The 16,872-nt window shown below is 45.0% G+C and carries 11 protein-coding genes; 7 read left to right on the top strand and 4 right to left on the bottom strand.

The features are described from left to right. Both gnd and OCV37_RS16290 read left to right on the top strand, forming a co-directional pair. Complete coding sequence (gnd, locus tag OCV37_RS16295; RefSeq protein ID WP_038184657.1) at positions 1 to 1,449, top strand: decarboxylating NADP(+)-dependent phosphogluconate dehydrogenase; 1,449 nt, start codon at positions 1 to 3, stop codon at positions 1,447 to 1,449. Between the two features lie 141 nt (positions 1,450 to 1,590). Further along, positions 1,591 to 1,758: a hypothetical protein gene (locus tag OCV37_RS16290; RefSeq protein WP_162841939.1), complete on the top strand. Its 168-nt coding sequence runs from the start codon at positions 1,591 to 1,593 to the stop codon at positions 1,756 to 1,758. Between the two features lie 106 nt (positions 1,759 to 1,864). Here the strand turns inward: OCV37_RS16290 and rimI are convergent, their stop codons facing one another. After that, positions 1,865 to 2,977 carry a ribosomal protein S18-alanine N-acetyltransferase gene (gene rimI / locus OCV37_RS16285; RefSeq protein ID WP_038184238.1) on the bottom strand — a complete coding sequence of 371 codons (1,113 nt, stop codon included), beginning with the start codon at positions 2,975 to 2,977 and terminating at the stop codon, positions 1,865 to 1,867. 131 nt (positions 2,978 to 3,108) lie between these two features. Between rimI and OCV37_RS16280 the strand changes: the two genes are divergently transcribed. The 4 genes from OCV37_RS16280 (at position 3,109) to OCV37_RS16265 (ending at position 13,064) form a co-directional block, all read left to right on the top strand. Continuing rightward, the gene (locus tag OCV37_RS16280; protein WP_038184241.1) at positions 3,109 to 4,560 is read left to right on the top strand and encodes a RimK family protein; all 1,452 of its coding nucleotides are present in this window, start codon (positions 3,109 to 3,111) and stop codon (positions 4,558 to 4,560) included. A gap of 310 nt (positions 4,561 to 4,870) precedes the next feature. Beyond that, positions 4,871 to 7,468: an ExeM/NucH family extracellular endonuclease gene (locus OCV37_RS16275; protein ID WP_038184244.1), complete on the top strand. Its 2,598-nt coding sequence runs from the start codon at positions 4,871 to 4,873 to the stop codon at positions 7,466 to 7,468. A gap of 1,245 nt (positions 7,469 to 8,713) precedes the next feature. Continuing rightward, positions 8,714 to 11,779 (top strand): TrlF family AAA-like ATPase, encoded by a 3,066-nt coding sequence (locus tag OCV37_RS16270; protein ID WP_038184251.1) that lies wholly within the window; start codon positions 8,714 to 8,716, stop codon positions 11,777 to 11,779. 403 nt (positions 11,780 to 12,182) lie between these two features. Next, on the top strand, positions 12,183 to 13,064 hold the full coding sequence (locus tag OCV37_RS16265; protein ID WP_038184253.1) for a HEPN domain-containing protein: 882 nt from the start codon (positions 12,183 to 12,185) through the stop codon (positions 13,062 to 13,064). Between the two features lie 126 nt (positions 13,065 to 13,190). On the opposite strand, the gene OCV37_RS16260 is transcribed toward OCV37_RS16265, so the two are convergent. Next, positions 13,191 to 13,475 carry a type II toxin-antitoxin system RelE family toxin gene (locus tag OCV37_RS16260; RefSeq protein WP_038184256.1) on the bottom strand — a complete coding sequence of 95 codons (285 nt, stop codon included), beginning with the start codon at positions 13,473 to 13,475 and terminating at the stop codon, positions 13,191 to 13,193. Further along, positions 13,465 to 13,713 carry a type II toxin-antitoxin system Phd/YefM family antitoxin gene (locus OCV37_RS16255; protein ID WP_038184259.1) on the bottom strand — a complete coding sequence of 83 codons (249 nt, stop codon included), beginning with the start codon at positions 13,711 to 13,713 and terminating at the stop codon, positions 13,465 to 13,467. Before OCV37_RS16255 ends, OCV37_RS16260 begins: the two co-directional genes overlap by 11 nt. A 307-nt stretch (positions 13,714 to 14,020) precedes the next feature. Here OCV37_RS16255 and OCV37_RS16250 point away from each other — a divergent pair, with 307 nt between their 5' ends. Beyond that, positions 14,021 to 15,241: an aldose 1-epimerase family protein gene (locus OCV37_RS16250; protein WP_051680750.1), complete on the top strand. Its 1,221-nt coding sequence runs from the start codon at positions 14,021 to 14,023 to the stop codon at positions 15,239 to 15,241. 140 nt (positions 15,242 to 15,381) lie between these two features. On the opposite strand, the gene OCV37_RS16245 is transcribed toward OCV37_RS16250, so the two are convergent. After that, on the bottom strand, positions 15,382 to 16,866 hold the full coding sequence (locus tag OCV37_RS16245) for a methyl-accepting chemotaxis protein (protein WP_051680752.1): 1,485 nt from the start codon (positions 16,864 to 16,866) through the stop codon (positions 15,382 to 15,384). Positions 16,867 to 16,872: the final 6 nt, after the last annotated feature.

Raw genomic sequence — 16,872 nt, 5'->3', positions numbered from 1 at the left:
ATGAAAGGCGATATAGGTGTTATTGGTCTCGCGGTCATGGGACAAAACCTGATTCTGAATATGAACGACCACGGTTTTACCGTCGTTGCACATAACCGGACCACATCCAAAGTCGATGAATTCTTAGCCGGCCCGGCTAAAGGTACCAACATTATCGGTGCTTATTCTTTGGAAGAGTTGGTTGAAAAATTAGAGCAACCACGCAAAGTAATGCTGATGGTCCGCGCCGGTTCTGTTGTTGATGCATTCATTGACCAATTAGTGCCACTGCTTGACGAAGGTGACATTATCATCGATGGCGGGAATACCAACTATCCGGATACCAACCGCCGCGTTGCCGACCTGAAAGAAAAAGGTATTCACTTCATCGGTACCGGTGTTTCCGGTGGTGAAGAAGGCGCTCGTTTTGGCCCTTCCATCATGCCGGGTGGTTCACCTCAGGCATGGCCAGCCGTCAAACCGATCTTCCAGGCAATTTCAGCCAAAACAGATGCCGGTGAACCTTGCTGTGACTGGGTTGGTAACAACGGTGCCGGCCACTTCGTTAAAATGGTGCACAACGGTATCGAATACGGTGACATGCAGCTCATCACTGAAGCATACCAATTCATGAAAGACGGTCTGGGCCTGAGTCATGAAGAGATGCAACAAACGTTCAGTGACTGGAATGAAACGGAGCTGAATAGTTACTTAATCGAGATCACCGCCGATATTCTGGGCTATAAAGATGAAGACGGCAGCCCGCTGGTTGAGAAGATTCTTGATACTGCCGGCCAGAAAGGGACCGGTAAATGGACAGGTATCAATGCCTTAGATCTTGGTATCCCTCTGACATTGATCAGTGAATCCGTCTTTGCGCGTTGTCTGTCAGCGCTCAAAGATCAGCGTGTTGCGGCTGAAGCTCAATTTGGTAAAACCATCGAGAAAGTCAGTGGCGATAAGAAAGAATGGCTTGATGCGCTGCGTCAGGCGCTGCTGGCTTCAAAAATCATCTCTTACGCACAAGGCTTTATGCTGATGCGCGAAGCATCTGATGAAAACGGCTGGGAACTGAACTACGGTAACGTGGCACTGATGTGGCGCGGCGGTTGTATCATCCGTTCTGCATTCCTCGGTAATATCCGTGATGCTTATGATGCCAACCCAGAACTCGCGTTCTTAGGCGCTGATGCTTACTTCAAAGGCATTCTGGATAACTGTCTGGCAGCATGGCGTAAAGTCGCGGCCAAGTCTCTGGAAGTCGGTATTCCAATGCCTTGTACCACATCGGCACTGACATTCCTTGACGGTTATACCACCGCTCGTTTACCGGCGAACCTGCTTCAGGCACAGCGTGACTACTTCGGTGCGCATACTTATGAGCGTGTTGACCGTCCACGGGGTGAATTCTTCCACACCAACTGGACAGGCACCGGTGGTGATACGGCATCAACCACTTACGACGTCTAAACATCGCAAGTCAGACAGCAAATCGTTCGTTTACTAATAGATTTGTGATTAAAATTTGACCTTTATAAAGATGCTGCTTAAAATCAAGCAGCATCTTTTTTTATCTGTAACACCCAATCAGCACCATAGAGAGATCGAAAAATGTTCAATAAACATTATGTCTTTGTTCCTTCAGAACTTGATATCGAAACGTTTCGCTCACCCGAGGAAACAGAAACCGTGACGACAGAAAGAGAAGAACTGGTTCGTCAGGCTCAGGAAGCCGGAATGCAACAATGCGTAAACAATGACTATAAAAAATGTGCCTGAGTATATTACTGTTCAGCATCTATACACGGCACATCGGTACAAAACCCATTGTCTGACCTAACACGTTACGGATGCTCGTGTTAGGCGTTCCTATCGATTCAATCGTTTAATCAGCTCTCTCGAGCGCTTTCTTTTTGCGTATCACCACACACGATGTCTGCTTCTGCTTACCATAGCCAATGATCTGAGTCAGCACCGCCTTACCGACCGGAATATAAGCCGCCGCGACCACATCAGCCTGATCATCCACATGCGGATCGTGAATAAAGAAAAAGTGTTCGCTCATCCCGCTGAGTAAAATCCAGTGTGGCTCTTTGTTACCGGTAAATCGATATGTGCTGATCATCAGTAACACACTCGCCCCCTGCTCCAGCCAGTGTTCAAACTCAGCCTGTGTCGGTGGCAAATCTGTGACGGTGACATTTGAATGGGCAGTCAGTTGCTGACAAAAGTCCTGATGAACTAATTCAATCACCGACTTTTTATTCGGATCCCGCACCCCGTCGATGAAAGGCACCGTTGAAGAACGGCTCCACAGTTCCACCTCAAATCCGCGCCGCGCCGCAGCCAGCGCCAGCCCATGTCCGCTACAGCCGCCATGCCCTGATGTCATATAGATTGTTGTTGCCTCACGCCATAGCTGTAGCTCATGGGTACGGCTCAGCTCGGTATCCGGTTCAAAGCGTGCAAAACTCATCAACAAACAGGCGGCACCGCAGGTAAACGGAGTCGTCTGGACATAAAGCGGAACCGGAATCTCTAAACGAGGCTCATGCGGATCAAGCCGTTTTTGCATCCGAATCCCGTCACACTGGTCATCATAATAATGCATCAGTATTTTGAGCCGTTTATAGCCCATTTTTTCATATAATTTTAACGCTGCCCTATTGTCATCACGGACTTCTAGCCGTAATGTACAAGCACCTTGATCAAGAGCTGCACGCTCACATTGCTCCATCAGTTGTTGAGCAATGCCTCGTCCTCTGAAGTCAGGGTTTACGGCAATCGAATACAACCTTGATAGCTGTGTACCTTGGTGAAACAGAAGTAAAGCATAGCCTGCCAGTTGGCTGTCGGATTCGGCAACAAACATGGCCGCGTGTGCCGATTTCAAAAACCGCCGCATTTGACGTGGTGAGATTTTGTCTCCGGTGAAAAGCTGTTGCTCTAGTGCATTTAGCGCAGAAAGATCAGTGTGGTTCGCATGACGAATGTCCATACGATGCCTCAAAAGGTTAGAAGATTGCGATGCAATATTATGTCGATACGTTCATCTCTACAAGCGACTTATCCTGATCAAGGATGACGCTTGATAAGAGATAAACGATCATGCAACCGGAATCATAAAACATGGCAAATCTTTTCATTGTGACCGATCATACCGATGACTGGCACCAATATTTCCCTTCCGATCAAGTCATCAGTGTTCAGAACTATCTGAACGCCGACTGGAAACCCACCCACAAATCGATTCAGGTTGTGAACTTATGTCGCAGCTATGACTATATGAGTAGCGGTTACTATTGCTCACTCATGGCTGAAGCAAGAGGACACCGGGTCATTCCCCGGGTGATGGCGATTAACGACATCCATCAACCATTTCTGCACTCTTCCAATCTGCTCAAACTGAATAAACTCTATCCGTCAGAGCATGAACTACAGTGCAAAATTTACTTTGGCCGCACCCCGCAAAAAGGGTTGGAGAAACTGGCACGTCATCTGTTTGAGCAGTTTATGATTCCGGTGATCCATCTGGTGCTATCCAGACATAATCAGCAGTGGCACATCAAATCGATTCGACCATTCCCGTTTCAGGAACTGACTGACCCAGAACAGGACTTCTTTATTGAATCACTGGAAAAATTCTCCCAGAAAGTCTGGAAAAGCCCGAAACAAAATAAAGCGTCTCGCTACGATCTTGCGATGTTAGTCGATCCGGAAGAAAAAATGCCGCCATCGGATAAAGCCGCCCTTAAACGATTCCAGAAAGCCGCCCAGCGACTCGGTATGAATCTGGAAACGATTACGGCAGAGCATCTGTCTCGTTTAGGCGAGTTTGACGGGTTATTCATTCGCGCCACAACCAATATCAGTAACGAAACCTATCGCTTTGCCAAAACAGCTGAAAAAATGGGACTGGTGGTCATGGATGATTCTGAATCCATTATGAAATGTACCAATAAAGTCTTTCTGACCGAGTTACTGCAACGTAATCATATTCCCGCACCGAAGAGCGTGATTGTGCAAAGCTTTGATCCGGACTGGCAAGAAAAACTGCTTGCTGAGCTGTCATTTCCGATGGTACTCAAAATTCCTGACGGGGCCTTCTCACGCGGCGTCATCAAAGTCAGTGATGTGGATTCACTAAAGCAAGAAGCTGCCTTGTTATTTGAGAAGAGTGCACTGATTCTGGCTCAGGCATTTATGCCGACAGATTTTGACTGGCGGATCGGGATTCTCAACCGCCAAGCAATTTTCTCGTGCAAATACATGATGAGTCGCGGCCACTGGCAGATTTATCACCACCACAATAATGGCAGAACCACGTCCGGCAGCTTTGAAACACTGGATCTCAAACAAGTGCCTAAAAATGTCATCGACACCGCGCTGAAAGCCGCCAATTTAATCGGCAATGGCTTATATGGTGTGGATTTAAAAGAGGTTGATGGTCAGGTCTATGTCATTGAAGTCAATGATAATCCGAGTATCGACCACCATGTGGAAGACGCTTTCTTAGGTGACCTTCTTTACGACCGGATTATGACCGAGTTTCTCCGCCGGATTCAGATGCGCGGCTTCTAGACCCATATCCCCGTGCTGTGAGCCACTCACAGCACTTCTTCAGCCACCGTCACGCGGTGGTAAAAGCCTCTTCATTAAAATGTTGTTGCATATGATAATGTGACACATATCAATTTATTGACGCTATTTATGCGATTCACTTCTCAAATTCACTGAAATGTATTTTTAGTTTCATATTAAAAAGCAAAACTACACCGAGGAATAAAAGGAGTCGCTCGTTATTTTGCTAGTGAATTATCAATGCTTATTATTTGCTTTGTAACGAACGAAATTCACCTCATTATGGAAAACAACGTCAAGTGGATCAGAAATGAAAGTCAAAAGCTCGCTATCATATCTTTCGATTGCCATCGGAAGCATCCTCTCGTTATCGGCCCATGCCGATATTTTGCTGTCCCAGTATGTCGAAGGCTCGGGATTCAACAAGGCCATCGAAATCGCCAATACCAGTGATCAATCCAGCACGCTGGACGGTTATACACTAGCAAAATCCATCAATGGCAATGGCGAATGGGGCAATAAACTCCCACTCGACGGGCGGACCATTCCAGCCCACGGTGTACTCGTCATTGCCAACACCCAAGCCAGTCAGGATATTCTGGCACTCAGTCAGGAGACCAACGGAAGCGTCCTGAATTTTAATGGTAATGACCCGGTAGCTTTACTGCACAACGGCGCTGTACATGATGTGATTGGCACCATGGGCGGCAGCTATTTTGCCAAAGACGTCACCTTAGTGCGTCAGTCCAATGCATTCACCCCGTCGCCAACCTATGTGGCCTCACAGTGGACCACGGCTGCAAAAGACAATATCGACGGACTCGGCAGCGTTGACATCGACAGCCCGGTGCCGACCTTTACTTGCGAAGGTGAATCCTTTATCTCAATTCAAGAAGTTCAGGGAGAAGGCAGTCGCTCGCCGCTGCTCAGTGGCTCCGGTAACACCACGGATCAGCAATATACGGTGAAAGGTGTGGTCAGTGGTGTCACCACCGGCATCACCAAAGGCTTCTACCTGCAAGCGCTGGAAGATGACTACAACAGCAATACTTCTGAAGGGTTATTTATTTACACCGGCCAGTCAGCCTCCGATCTCAAACCCGGCGATGTGGTTTGTGCCAAAGGTAAAGTCAAAGAATATTATGATTTAACCGAGCTCTCTGCGGATAACCGTCAATGGGTCAAACTGGGCGAGCAGCAACCGCCACAGGCAACGGATATCGTCCCATCGGAGAGTGATGATAACTTTGCCCAAACGCTGGAGCGTTATGAAGGTATGCTGGTCAATCTCCCTGCCGATCTGAACATGCGTGTCACGCGGACTTTCAGTTACGATTACGATGCCCGACGCAACAACATGGTCGTCGCACAGGGGCGTGTTAACGTTCAGCCAAACCAAAATTTCGCTGCCGGTTCAGAACAAGCCAAACAGCAAAGTCTGGAAAATGCGCAGCGTCGTCTGTTTATCGAATCCGACCAGACAGCCGCAGATGGCAAAATTCCTTACTACCCGCAATTTGGCCGCAGCGACATCGATCAGGACGGTTCGACTGAAGATTATATCCGTATCAATGATACCCTCCGTGGTGCTCAGGGCATTCTCACCTACACCTATGGTGAATATCGTCTGGTCATGACCAATACCCTGTCTCAGGATAATTTCGTGCACAATTCCCCCCGGAATGCTGCGCCACAAGTGAAAAAAGGCGGTGATTTACGGATTGCGACGTTTAATGTACTGAATTATTTCAATTCGCCGTTTGGCGGCGATGCCAATACGCATGGCAGCAACCGCGGGGCCAAAACTGCCGCTGAATTTGAAATCCAGCAGGCAAAAATCGTGCGCGCTATCTTGCAGCTCGATGCGGATATCGTCGGCCTGATGGAAATTGAAAATAACGGTTTCGGAGAGGGTGGCGCGATTCATCAGTTGGTCGAACAGCTCAATCAACAGATTCGCAAACCGGAAAACCGCTATCAGTATGTGGCGATGGATACCAATCAGGACGGCACCATCGATTCACGGGATTCCATCGGCACCGATGCAATTACCACCGGCCTCATCTATCGCAGCCAACGGGTCACGCTGACCACCCCACGGATTATCCACATGCCTTCACAGCAGGCTCCGGCGGTGTATGACAAAGATGGCAATCTCATTGAAGACGGTAAAAACTATCAGCGCGATTCTCTCGCACCAACCTTTACCGTCCGCAGTAATCAAGGTGGTGAGCAAGCACTGACCATCGCGGTAAACCACTTTAAATCCAAAGGTTCAACCTGCTGGGAAGATGCCGCACCGGTTGAGAGTGGCGGACAAGGCCAGCAAGACCGCGATTTCCAAGGCTCATGTGAGAACTTCCGCGTTGCCGCAGCCGTGGCTCTTGGCGAAGCACTGAAAAAGATCCCGGGCCATCAAGTGATTCTCGGCGACCTCAACGCGTACGGTAAGGAAGATCCACTCCTGGTTCTGACCGATTACACTCCGGCGAAATACGGCAAAACTATTCATGCCGCCAGAAATACCTTCATCAACGGCAAACCGCAGTTTGGCGATCAAGGTGCTGACATCACGCAGGGTTATGGTTACATCAGTGCGGTCAGTATGATTCATCCTGACAACTGGAGTTACTCATACAACGATGAGGTGGGTTCTTTAGACCACATTCTGATTAGCCCGAGTCTGAAAATGCATGTCATTGATGCCACCGACTGGCATATCAATGCGGCTGAGTCTTCTCTGTTTGACTACAGCAACAAATATAAGGGCGACCTGCCTAAATACCGTGACCAATACCGCGCATCAGACCATGATCCTGCGGTGCTGGAGCTGAAAATGGGCGGCGCAGTCAACGGCGTGCTTTTGGTCTCTTTATTCGGGCTACTGGTAATCCGACGCTACGCCTAATCAACACCTTTCTTCAATCAGGGGACGCTTGCCGTCCCCTGTCATTGTTTTGCGACTGGCGTTTGCTTGAGTCTGAACGTGTCAAACCGCGCATGAGCACTTTTCCTATTCCCCCGCCTCCGGCACCGAAATTTGACGCACAATTCGTTTTTCGATTTCAGAGACATCGTTACTCAGTGCGCCAGTTCATCTTTCAAAGATGAAAGACGAACCAGAAAATCTTTTTTGTTGAGCTTGGGAGTGCGCTTTCCAGAACCAGCTTTTACGGGCGTCCTGCCCGGAAAAGCTTAACCATTCATCCATGAATGGTTTTCTTGGTTGGGTGGTTTGTTTGAATTTAGTGAAACATTGAATCAACAAAGCTCAATTGAACGATGCTCTCAGGGTGAAAAATCATGGACGATTTTTCAGAATTGCTTGAGCAGGATGCGAATCAATCCGACCCTGATTATGTGCGCTAAACTCAACCCAAAGGCCTTTTGGGGTACTTTTTCGGCCTTGAAAAAGTACCTGGGGCGCAGTCGGAGATGCTAATGAAATCGCGTAATGGGATTGCGCACCAAACCGCAGAGTCACAATTTTATCTTCCCAGCCTCAGGCTCCCAGATTTGACGCACAATCAGCGTCAGTGATTTCAGAAGCATCGGTGCCCAGTGCGCCAGTTCATCTTTCAAAGATGAAAGACGAACCAGAACATCTTTTTTGTTGGGCTTGGGTGTGCGCTTTCCAGAACCAGCTTTTACGGGCGTCCTGCCCGGAAAAGCCTAATCATTCATCCTTGAATGATTTTCTTGGTTGAGTGGTTTGTTTGAATTTAGTGAAACATTCTTAGAAGGCCAATTTCCTGATAATAAAAACGCTGCAATTTTGTACAAAGCCTATCTACATCAAAAAATGTCATGTTTGTGTCAATTTTTTCTGGCGATTTTCTGTAACCTATCCAATGCTATTTACTGTGTTTAAGTGCTTATTTGCAAACCAATGGCGCTTATCTGAGATGTTTATGGTGGGTGGGAACGTTAGTCAATCATTTGTGAGTGAGTTAGACAGTGTTGTGATTTCTGACGTAGTGACATTTTTTACTGGTATTTTGTTTGTGTTTTTATGCCATTAGGACAGAAATTTCATCAAGTGTCAGTAAGTTATACAGAAATATTCTCATAGAGTAGTTCTGTACAATAAACTGTTATGTAAATATGCGTGCCGAAACGCTTTATACAACTTTGGAAATGGATAAGGACTCTAATGATAAATAATAATTATCCGAAAGGCGCCGTGTGGAGGAAGTGGGACTTGCATGTCCATACTCCTTTTTCTGTTTACCAGAAATATGGGAAAGATAACGAAGAGACCTGGGAAAGTTATATACAAGATCTCGAAAGTTTACCGGAAGAGTTTTCAGTAATCGGAATAAACGATTATTTATTTATTGATGGGTATAAAAAGCTAACCAATGAGCAGCAGCTAAAAGGAAGGCTCAGTAACTTAAAATTATTGCCGGTAATCGAGTTTAGAATCGAAAAATTTGCTGGGGTACAATTTCAAGATTTAAAGAGAATAAATTTGCATGTAATTTTTTCAGATGAAGTTTCTGTCGAAACTATACAGAGCCAATTTCTTAACACTCTGGAGCAGAGCTACACATTTGAGTCAGATAATACTTGGTCTAGAGCGATCACACCGGAAAGTTTAAAAGAATTAGGGGCTAAGATTAAAAAATCCGTACCAGAAAATCAGCTTCATAGATATGGATCGGATTTAATGGAAGGCTTTAATAACCTTAATGTAAAAGAAGATAAAATATTTGACGCCCTTAAAAAAGATTGTTTTTTAGGAAAGTATCTCATTGCAATTGGAAAAACCGAGTGGGCGGAACTAAAATGGACTGATGCATCGATAGCTACTAAAAAGTCCATTATTAATAAGGCAGATATTGTTTTTACTTCTGCAGAATCTATAGAAACTTTTATCAAGGCAAAAAATCAGTTAACTGAACAAGGAGTGAATGATTTGCTTCTTGATTGTAGTGATGCGCATTACCTATCTTCCTCGGATGACAAAGATCGTATAGGAAAATGCTTTACCTGGCTCAAGGCTGACCCGACTTTTGATGGCTTGAAGCAGGCAATAAATGAACCTTTAGAAAGGGTTTTTATTGGCGATGCTCCACCGTTATTTGAAAGAGTTTCAAAGAATAAGACGAAGTATATAAAAAAATTAACCATTACCCAAGTTGAGGGCTATTCAGATAATAATGTTTGGTTCAAAGATGTTTGTATACCATTTAGCAGTGAGCTAGTGGCCGTCATTGGCAATAAAGGTAGTGGTAAGAGCGCGATTGCTGACATCCTTTCTCTTTGCTCCAATTACCATGACAACAAGGATTTTTCTTTCTTAACACCTAATAAATTTAGGGCTAAAAATGGACGGTTAGCGAAAAAATTCGAAGCGAAGGTAACTTGGGAAAGCGGTAATGAAAACACGAAAAACCTAGATGAATCGCCCGCGGATACCGATGTGCTCGAGGTTAAATATTTGCCGCAGGGTCGTTTTGAAAGACTTACTAATGAAATTAGTTCTGCGTCCGAATTTCAAGAAGAGATAGAAAGCGTTGTTTTCTCCCACATACCCGAAACAGAAAACCTTGGGGCGTTGTCATTTAAGGAGTTGATAGAGAAAAAAACTGTAGCAGTGACTGAGGATATTGATGCATTAATTTCGGACATTAAAGATATAAATTCAGAAATAATTGATTTGGAACGAAAGGCAACAGACCATTATAAGGCCGAAGTCGCAAATAAGCTTAAGAAGAAGAGAGAAGAGCTTCAAGCTCTAGAAGAACCTGTGCCAATCTCCAACCCGAACGAAGACCCGGTTAAAAAACAGAAGCATGAGTCAATTAACAAAAGAATCTCTGATATTCGGGCAGAAATTGAAAGAATTGAGGGTTCGATCAAAAAGTCCGAGAGTGATAAAAAAGTCTCGATAAATAATATTCAAAAAATTAGTGATGTAATTTCATCTATAAAACAGAAGAATAACGATTTCGCAGAATTCAAGGATGAAATTGGTGGAAAGTTGTTTGGTTTTGATGTTGATATAGAAAAACTGATATCAGTAGAAATAGATCTATCACGATTAAACCATATTTTGAAATTAGAGGAAAAGTCACTTGAATCCAGCAAGTTACTTTTGGGAGAAATCGAAAAAAATGATTCCGAAAGAAGTGAGCCTGATAATAAGTCACTTAACGATATTCTTGAAGATAATAAAAATTTGTTGAAGCTTGAAAAAGGCAGACTGGATTCGGAGCAGCAAGCATATCAAGAATATATAACAGCTAAAGAGGGCTGGGAAAAAGACAAAAAAACTTTGCTTGGCAGTAGAGAAGCACCAAATACAATTCTCTACTTTGAAGCCGAACTTGTTTATTTGAACGAAGAACTACCGAGAAAGATAGAGCAGGAATACGAAAAACGTAGAGCTATAGCTAGAGAAATATTTGATAAAAGGTATGAAGTTATAGGTGTCTACAAGAGTGCTAGAAGCAAGCTAAATGAGATTATAGCCAAGAACTCAGATACATTAAAAAACTATAAAATAGAAGTTGATGCTTCGCTAGTGAAGTCGTCGGATTTTGTTTCTAAATTTCTAGGATATATTCTTCAGAACAGGATGGGGTCATTCCATTCCAAAGACGGAGGTGAGAAAGAGATAGTTGCATTAGCCAGTGAAATTGACTTTGATGACAAAGATAGTGTTATAAATTTTTTAGATAAATTGATAGAAGCGTTTAAATATGACAAAAGATCGGGGCAAAATAACGTACCCCGCGAAATAGCGCAGCAAGTTAAAGACTTGCAAGGCCTTTATAACTACTTATTTTCATTGAGCTTTCTCGGTTACAACTATCAACTGAAACAAGGTGATAAAGAGCTGGAGCAACTATCCCCTGGTGAAAGGGGTGCTCTTCTGCTAGTGTTCTATCTCCTTTTAGATAAGAATGATATTCCGCTTATTATCGATCAGCCAGAGGATAACCTTGACAATCATAGTGTGGCGACTGTGTTAGTTCCATTTATTAGAGCAGCAAAGAAAAAGCGTCAAATCATTATGGTTACTCACAATCCCAACCTTGCCGTTGTCTCTGACGCAGAGCAAGTTATATACGTCAATTTAAACAAAGAGAACTCTTACACTTTCTCAACGTTATCGGGAAGTATAGAAAATAGGGCAATAAACCAAAAAATAGTTGAAGTGCTTGAAGGCGCTATGCCTGCCTTCAATACACGGAAACGAAAATATTATTGAAGTTATATTTGTTTATCTTATAGCTGAGCCTATTTCGACTTACATAACAATCTGCTTCACAGCGACCGATTTCCGCCGCTCCAAACTGGCGCATGAGCCAGGCGTGAAGTACCCAAGCAAGAAGAACGAGACTGTTCATTATTCTATGTATAAAGGCTTTCATGTGGTGAGTTAACATCGCGATGAACATACGGGACATCCCGAATACACAATGTGTTCTGGCACATAAGCATCATTGTGTGATGCCTCGAAGCCAAAATCTGAGACAATCATCGAGGGTAGAAATAAAAAAGAACCGCGTCGCATTTTATCCTTCAACAATGCTAATACTATGATAAACAGTGTTTTTTGCTGAGTGCTTCTTTTATGCTAAAGCCATTCATCACTGACCAAATGTTGTTTTATGAAAACCTCCCTCGATCATCTGCCTGAATTTAAACAGCAAGAGCTTGCCACGATCTCGACCATTCTGCGCGATACGCTGGAAGACTATCTTGAGGGCAAAACCGGGAGTAAAAGTGAGTTTCGTATCCTGAAAATCATCCTGTTCGGTAGCCACGCCAAAGGGAATTGGGTCAGCGATCCGGTCAATGGTTACATCAGCGATTACGATATTCTGGTGATCGTCAACAAAGCTGCCTTGGTGGAAGATTATGTCGTCTGGCAGCGGGCGGAAGAGCAAATTGATCGCAAAGTGAAATCTGCGCCGTTGGGTTTGATTGTTCACGATTTACAGGAAGTGAACGAACGATTGCAGCAGGGGCACTACTTTTTCCGGGATATCCGTGAAGAAGGGATTGAACTGTTTGCCGCGACACCGAAACCACTGATGGAGCCGGGGGATTTAACCGAGGCCGAAAAACGGGAAATTGCCCGTAAACATTATGCACAGTGGTTTAAAAGCGCGAATGCTTTTATCTCCGGTTATCATCACTATTTAAATCAAAAAGAGTTATCGATCGCTGCTTTTGAATTACATCAATCGACGGAACGTTTTTTGGCCTGTGTATTACTCACATGCACCAACTATTTACCCAAATCCCACAATATCGAGAAGCTGAGTAAACTGTGTGCGCAAATCGAGCCTGAGTTTAAGACGATTTTCCTGCTCGACAATAAATTCCACCGTCGCAGCTTCCGTCGCCTGCAACGCGCCTATATCGAAGCCCGTTATTCAGAACATTATGAAATTACCGCAGAAGAGCTGGCTTATCTCGAAGGGAAAGTGTTGCAGTTAAAAGCAGTGGTTGAACGGGTTTGTTTAGCGCGGATTAACGGGGCTTGAGGACACAAAACCACCGTTGTTTAACTTTCGTCATTCCCAGCCTTAGGCCCCCAAAACTTGACGCACTATTGTATTTTTCGATTTCAGGGGGCATTGATGCCTGTGCGCCAGTTACTATTTTGAACACTAGCGCCGTTTCATCGCCTTACGGTAAACATCATTACGCTCGCGCTTGCCGACGGCTAAGACGGTGACAATAATGATATCGTCTTCGACTTTGTAGACTATGCGGTAACCCGATTGGCGCAATTTTATTTTGTACATATTGTCAGCACCAGAAAGTTTTGAGGCTGGCACATACGGGTTCTCTAATCGCTCAATCAGCTTTTTCTTAAATTGCTGTTGCAGCGTTGAACCAAGCTTTTCCCACTCTTTGAGTGCACTCTTTTTGAATTCAAGTTTATAGGTCATCAATATGAACCGAAATGCTCTCTTCAGATTCACGCTCTTTCGCAATAGCAAGTAGCTCAAGATCTTCGAGTTTATCCATCATCATTTCGTACGCTTCAGCGGGTACGCAATAAAATACTGGCTCATTTCGGTTGAGTACAGCGACCGGTTCACCGTAAGCACTGGTTGCAACTTTCATCGGGTTGGCTTTTAACTCAGTAATACTGGCAGCAACATCAGCCAAAATTTTAGAGGTCATAAACAGGTCTCTTAAATGGTCTTTATATTGGTCATTCTAGTCTCAGGCAAGCGGTATAACAAGAGGTCATCGCATCTATCATTCATTCTCCCTCACCTTATGATGAACATAAAAAATTTGCTCAATAATTCTCCAATTGCTGAACGTGATCCATCAATCAGAAATCGGTTCATGCACTGTCAAACATAAGAATTAGCTCACACCTTCACTGATTTGCATTTGATCCTGAATGGTGAGTTTGTATTTTATTAGCTGAATCGATTCAGTAGAACAATAAATCAAACTCACAATCAAGGAATCAAACGTCATGAAGATCAAACCACTCGTCGCTGCCCTACTTATTGCTGCTCCCGGTCTTGTCAACGCTGCGGAGTTTGTTTTAACTGATGCTGCCGCCAATATTGATGTCGGTGCCTGGAAAGTCACCAACAAAGATTTAGGAATCCAACAACCGTTCTCCGTCGAAAAACGCCAGTTGCATGGCGGCAAACAGATGGGAGTTGAAACGTTAGTGATCAACAACGGTGAGTTAGAAATCACCTTGGTCCCCACCCGTGGCATGGGGATATTTAATGTTAAGAAAGATGGCAAACGCATTCTCGGCTGGGATTCGCCGGTCAAAGAGATCGTCAATCCTGCCTTTATCGATTTAGAAAGCCGCAACGGACTGGGCTGGTTAGATGGTTTCAATGAGATGATGGTGCGCTGCGGTTACGAGTGGACGGGGCACCCGGGCGTTGACGACAACGGTCAACTCCTCAGTTTACATGGCCGCCTTCAAAATACCCCGGCTTCAACGGTTAAAGTGACGATCGACGATCAACCGCCTTATACCATTACCGTCGAAGGGGAAGTCTCTGAAAGAACCTTCAAGAAAGCAGAACTCGTGACACTCACCTCATTCTCTGTCACCCCCGGCAGCAACCAGTTCGCCGTCCATGACACTTTAACGAATAAAGCCGATTATGAAGACGAGTATCAAATCATTTACCACTCTAACTTTGGCCGTCCGATTCTGGAAAAAGGTGCCAAAATTACCGCAGCGGCCAGTGAGATTTCTCCCTTTAACGATTACGCGAAAAAAGGCCTGAAAGACTGGCAAACCTACCTCGGTCCGACCAAAGGCTATGATGAAATGGTTTATAACCTGAAACCTATCGGTGACAAACAGGGCAACACGCTGGCGGTCCTGCATAATCAGGCCGGAAACCTCGGCGTCTCCGTCGGTTACAACATCAAACAGCTGCCGGTTCTGACCATCTGGAAGAATACCGATACGCTGCAACAAGGCTATGTTACCGGAATTGAACCGGGCACCAGCTACGCTTATAACACCAAGTATCAACGTCCGCTGGGATTGGTTCCGAAAATCGGGGCCGGTGCATCGAAACATTTTGATGTCACTTATACGGTTTTACGTAACAGCGGAGAAGTCAAACAGGCTTTAGCGGCTGTCGCAGACATTCAAGGCAAACGCCCGGTCAAGCAGGTGAAAAAACCATTGGTTGATTTAAGTAAGGTTCATTAATGCGTTCTCATGCTGAGTTTGTCGTTTCTGCCTGAGGAACAGACATATCAAGGCATGGGCGCACAATGGCAGAAAAGACCCAATCATATCGGGTCTTTTTTGTTTATCCGGCATTTGTTTATGCGATCGCCCCAGCACCTCTATGCGTGATGATGTTTTTCCCTGACCATTTCAGAGACATATTCGATGACACGGTTACTGGCATACTCAGCTTTATCGACCATCGCCACCAGACGATTCAGCACCTCATCGTCTGCAAGCCAATCTTCACGCACCAATTGCAGCGCTGCTTGCATACTGTCATGCACAGCTTTGTGGTGCTCTTCTAAACGATGGTAGGCATTTGTCTGGCTAAATGCGGTATATCCCTCACCTTCGTAATACCATTGCCCCATCCGGCAATTGAAGTGATCAACCTGAACTGCTTTTGCCTCCTCACCTTCGCCGTTTGATTCCAATGCGATATAGCCATTCTGTTTATAAATGACATGATCCAGTTTAATCAACGATGCAAACGAACAGTCCTTCGCCTGATTCATTAACGAGATAGTTTGCTGGGATGCGTTGGCAACCTTGTCAAAATTGCCATGGAAATTCGTCACTTCATCCCCGACACTTTTCATCTGTTGTCCGACTGCCAGTGTCTGAGACACCATTTCTTCAATCGGGCCAATCAGTGAATTAATGATCTCACTGATATCTGCCGTTGAACTTCTGGTGCGATCCGCCAGCAAACGGACTTCATCGGCAACGACGGCAAAGCCGCGTCCGACATCCCCTGCCCGGGCGGCTTCGATGGCAGCATTCAAGGCCAGCAAATTGGTCTGCTCGGCAATACCGGTAATCACTTTAATGGTATCGGCAATCCGGACGCTTTCCTTGCCCAACGTCTGCGCGGTCTGTTCCATGCTCTCCATCCGGACATTGACATCATCCAGCGCGTGACGAATCTCGCGCACCACTTCCCGACTCTGTTCTGCACCATCACGGCTCTCTGTGGCAATCATCAGCACATCATCCATCTGATTCGACAAGGTCACCAGTTCTTCCTGATTATTTTTTAGATTGACGATCAAATTGGTGGTATTGAGATGATGCAATTCACTTTTCAAACGATTTTTCCGAGAAAAAACATGTGCTTGCTGCATCGATTCGATTGCCTCATTGATACTCCGCATCGTCTCGAAAAACTCACCGGGCATCCCGTCCACCAGCCCACGGCGGTAGAACACGCCCTTACTGGTTCGCTGAAAAGTATTCGATAATTCTTTAAAGTTTGTCTCAACAATATCGAGAAAATCATTCAATGCCCATGCAACATGCCCCACTTCTCCCAACCCTTTGGTATCAGTAATACGAATATGAACATTGCCTTTTTTAGCCTCATTCAAAGCATCACAAATCCGTTTCAGCACCATCAGTGGTTGCAGTTGATCCCAATAGGCATAAGCTGAAAAAATCACGGTAAAGATCGGTAAGAAAATATTAAAATAGTTGAAACCGTGGTCGTAGATATTGCTAATCGATAACCCAATAATCACAATCGTGAATACTGAACAGATAATCAAAAACTTCTGGCGCTGAAATAAAATATTGCTACTGACCTGACTCGTATGACGCATCATTCACTC

Origin of the sequence: Vibrio rhizosphaerae (assembly GCF_024347095.1) — a bacterium.
GTDB lineage: Bacteria > Pseudomonadota > Gammaproteobacteria > Enterobacterales > Vibrionaceae > Vibrio > Vibrio rhizosphaerae.
This window is presented reverse-complemented; position numbering and strand designations above follow the sequence as displayed.

Excerpts from the sequence above, each read along its gene's own strand:
- OCV37_RS16275 (WP_038184244.1), top strand. The coding sequence starts at position 4,871 with ATGAAAGTCAAAAGCTCGCTATCATATCTTTCGATTGCCATCGGAAGC.
- OCV37_RS16270 (WP_038184251.1), top strand. The coding sequence starts at position 8,714 with ATGATAAATAATAATTATCCGAAAGGCGCCGTGTGGAGGAAGTGGGAC.
- OCV37_RS16280 (WP_038184241.1), top strand. The coding sequence starts at position 3,109 with ATGGCAAATCTTTTCATTGTGACCGATCATACCGATGACTGGCACCAA.
- gnd (WP_038184657.1), top strand. The coding sequence starts at position 1 with ATGAAAGGCGATATAGGTGTTATTGGTCTCGCGGTCATGGGACAAAAC.
- OCV37_RS16255 (WP_038184259.1), bottom strand. The coding sequence starts at position 13,713 with ATGACCTCTAAAATTTTGGCTGATGTTGCTGCCAGTATTACTGAGTTA.
- OCV37_RS16260 (WP_038184256.1), bottom strand. The coding sequence starts at position 13,475 with ATGACCTATAAACTTGAATTCAAAAAGAGTGCACTCAAAGAGTGGGAA.
- rimI (WP_038184238.1), bottom strand. The coding sequence starts at position 2,977 with ATGGACATTCGTCATGCGAACCACACTGATCTTTCTGCGCTAAATGCA.
- OCV37_RS16265 (WP_038184253.1), top strand. The coding sequence starts at position 12,183 with ATGAAAACCTCCCTCGATCATCTGCCTGAATTTAAACAGCAAGAGCTT.
- OCV37_RS16250 (WP_051680750.1), top strand. The coding sequence starts at position 14,021 with ATGAAGATCAAACCACTCGTCGCTGCCCTACTTATTGCTGCTCCCGGT.
- OCV37_RS16245 (WP_051680752.1), bottom strand. The coding sequence starts at position 16,866 with ATGATGCGTCATACGAGTCAGGTCAGTAGCAATATTTTATTTCAGCGC.
- OCV37_RS16290 (WP_162841939.1), top strand. The coding sequence starts at position 1,591 with ATGTTCAATAAACATTATGTCTTTGTTCCTTCAGAACTTGATATCGAA.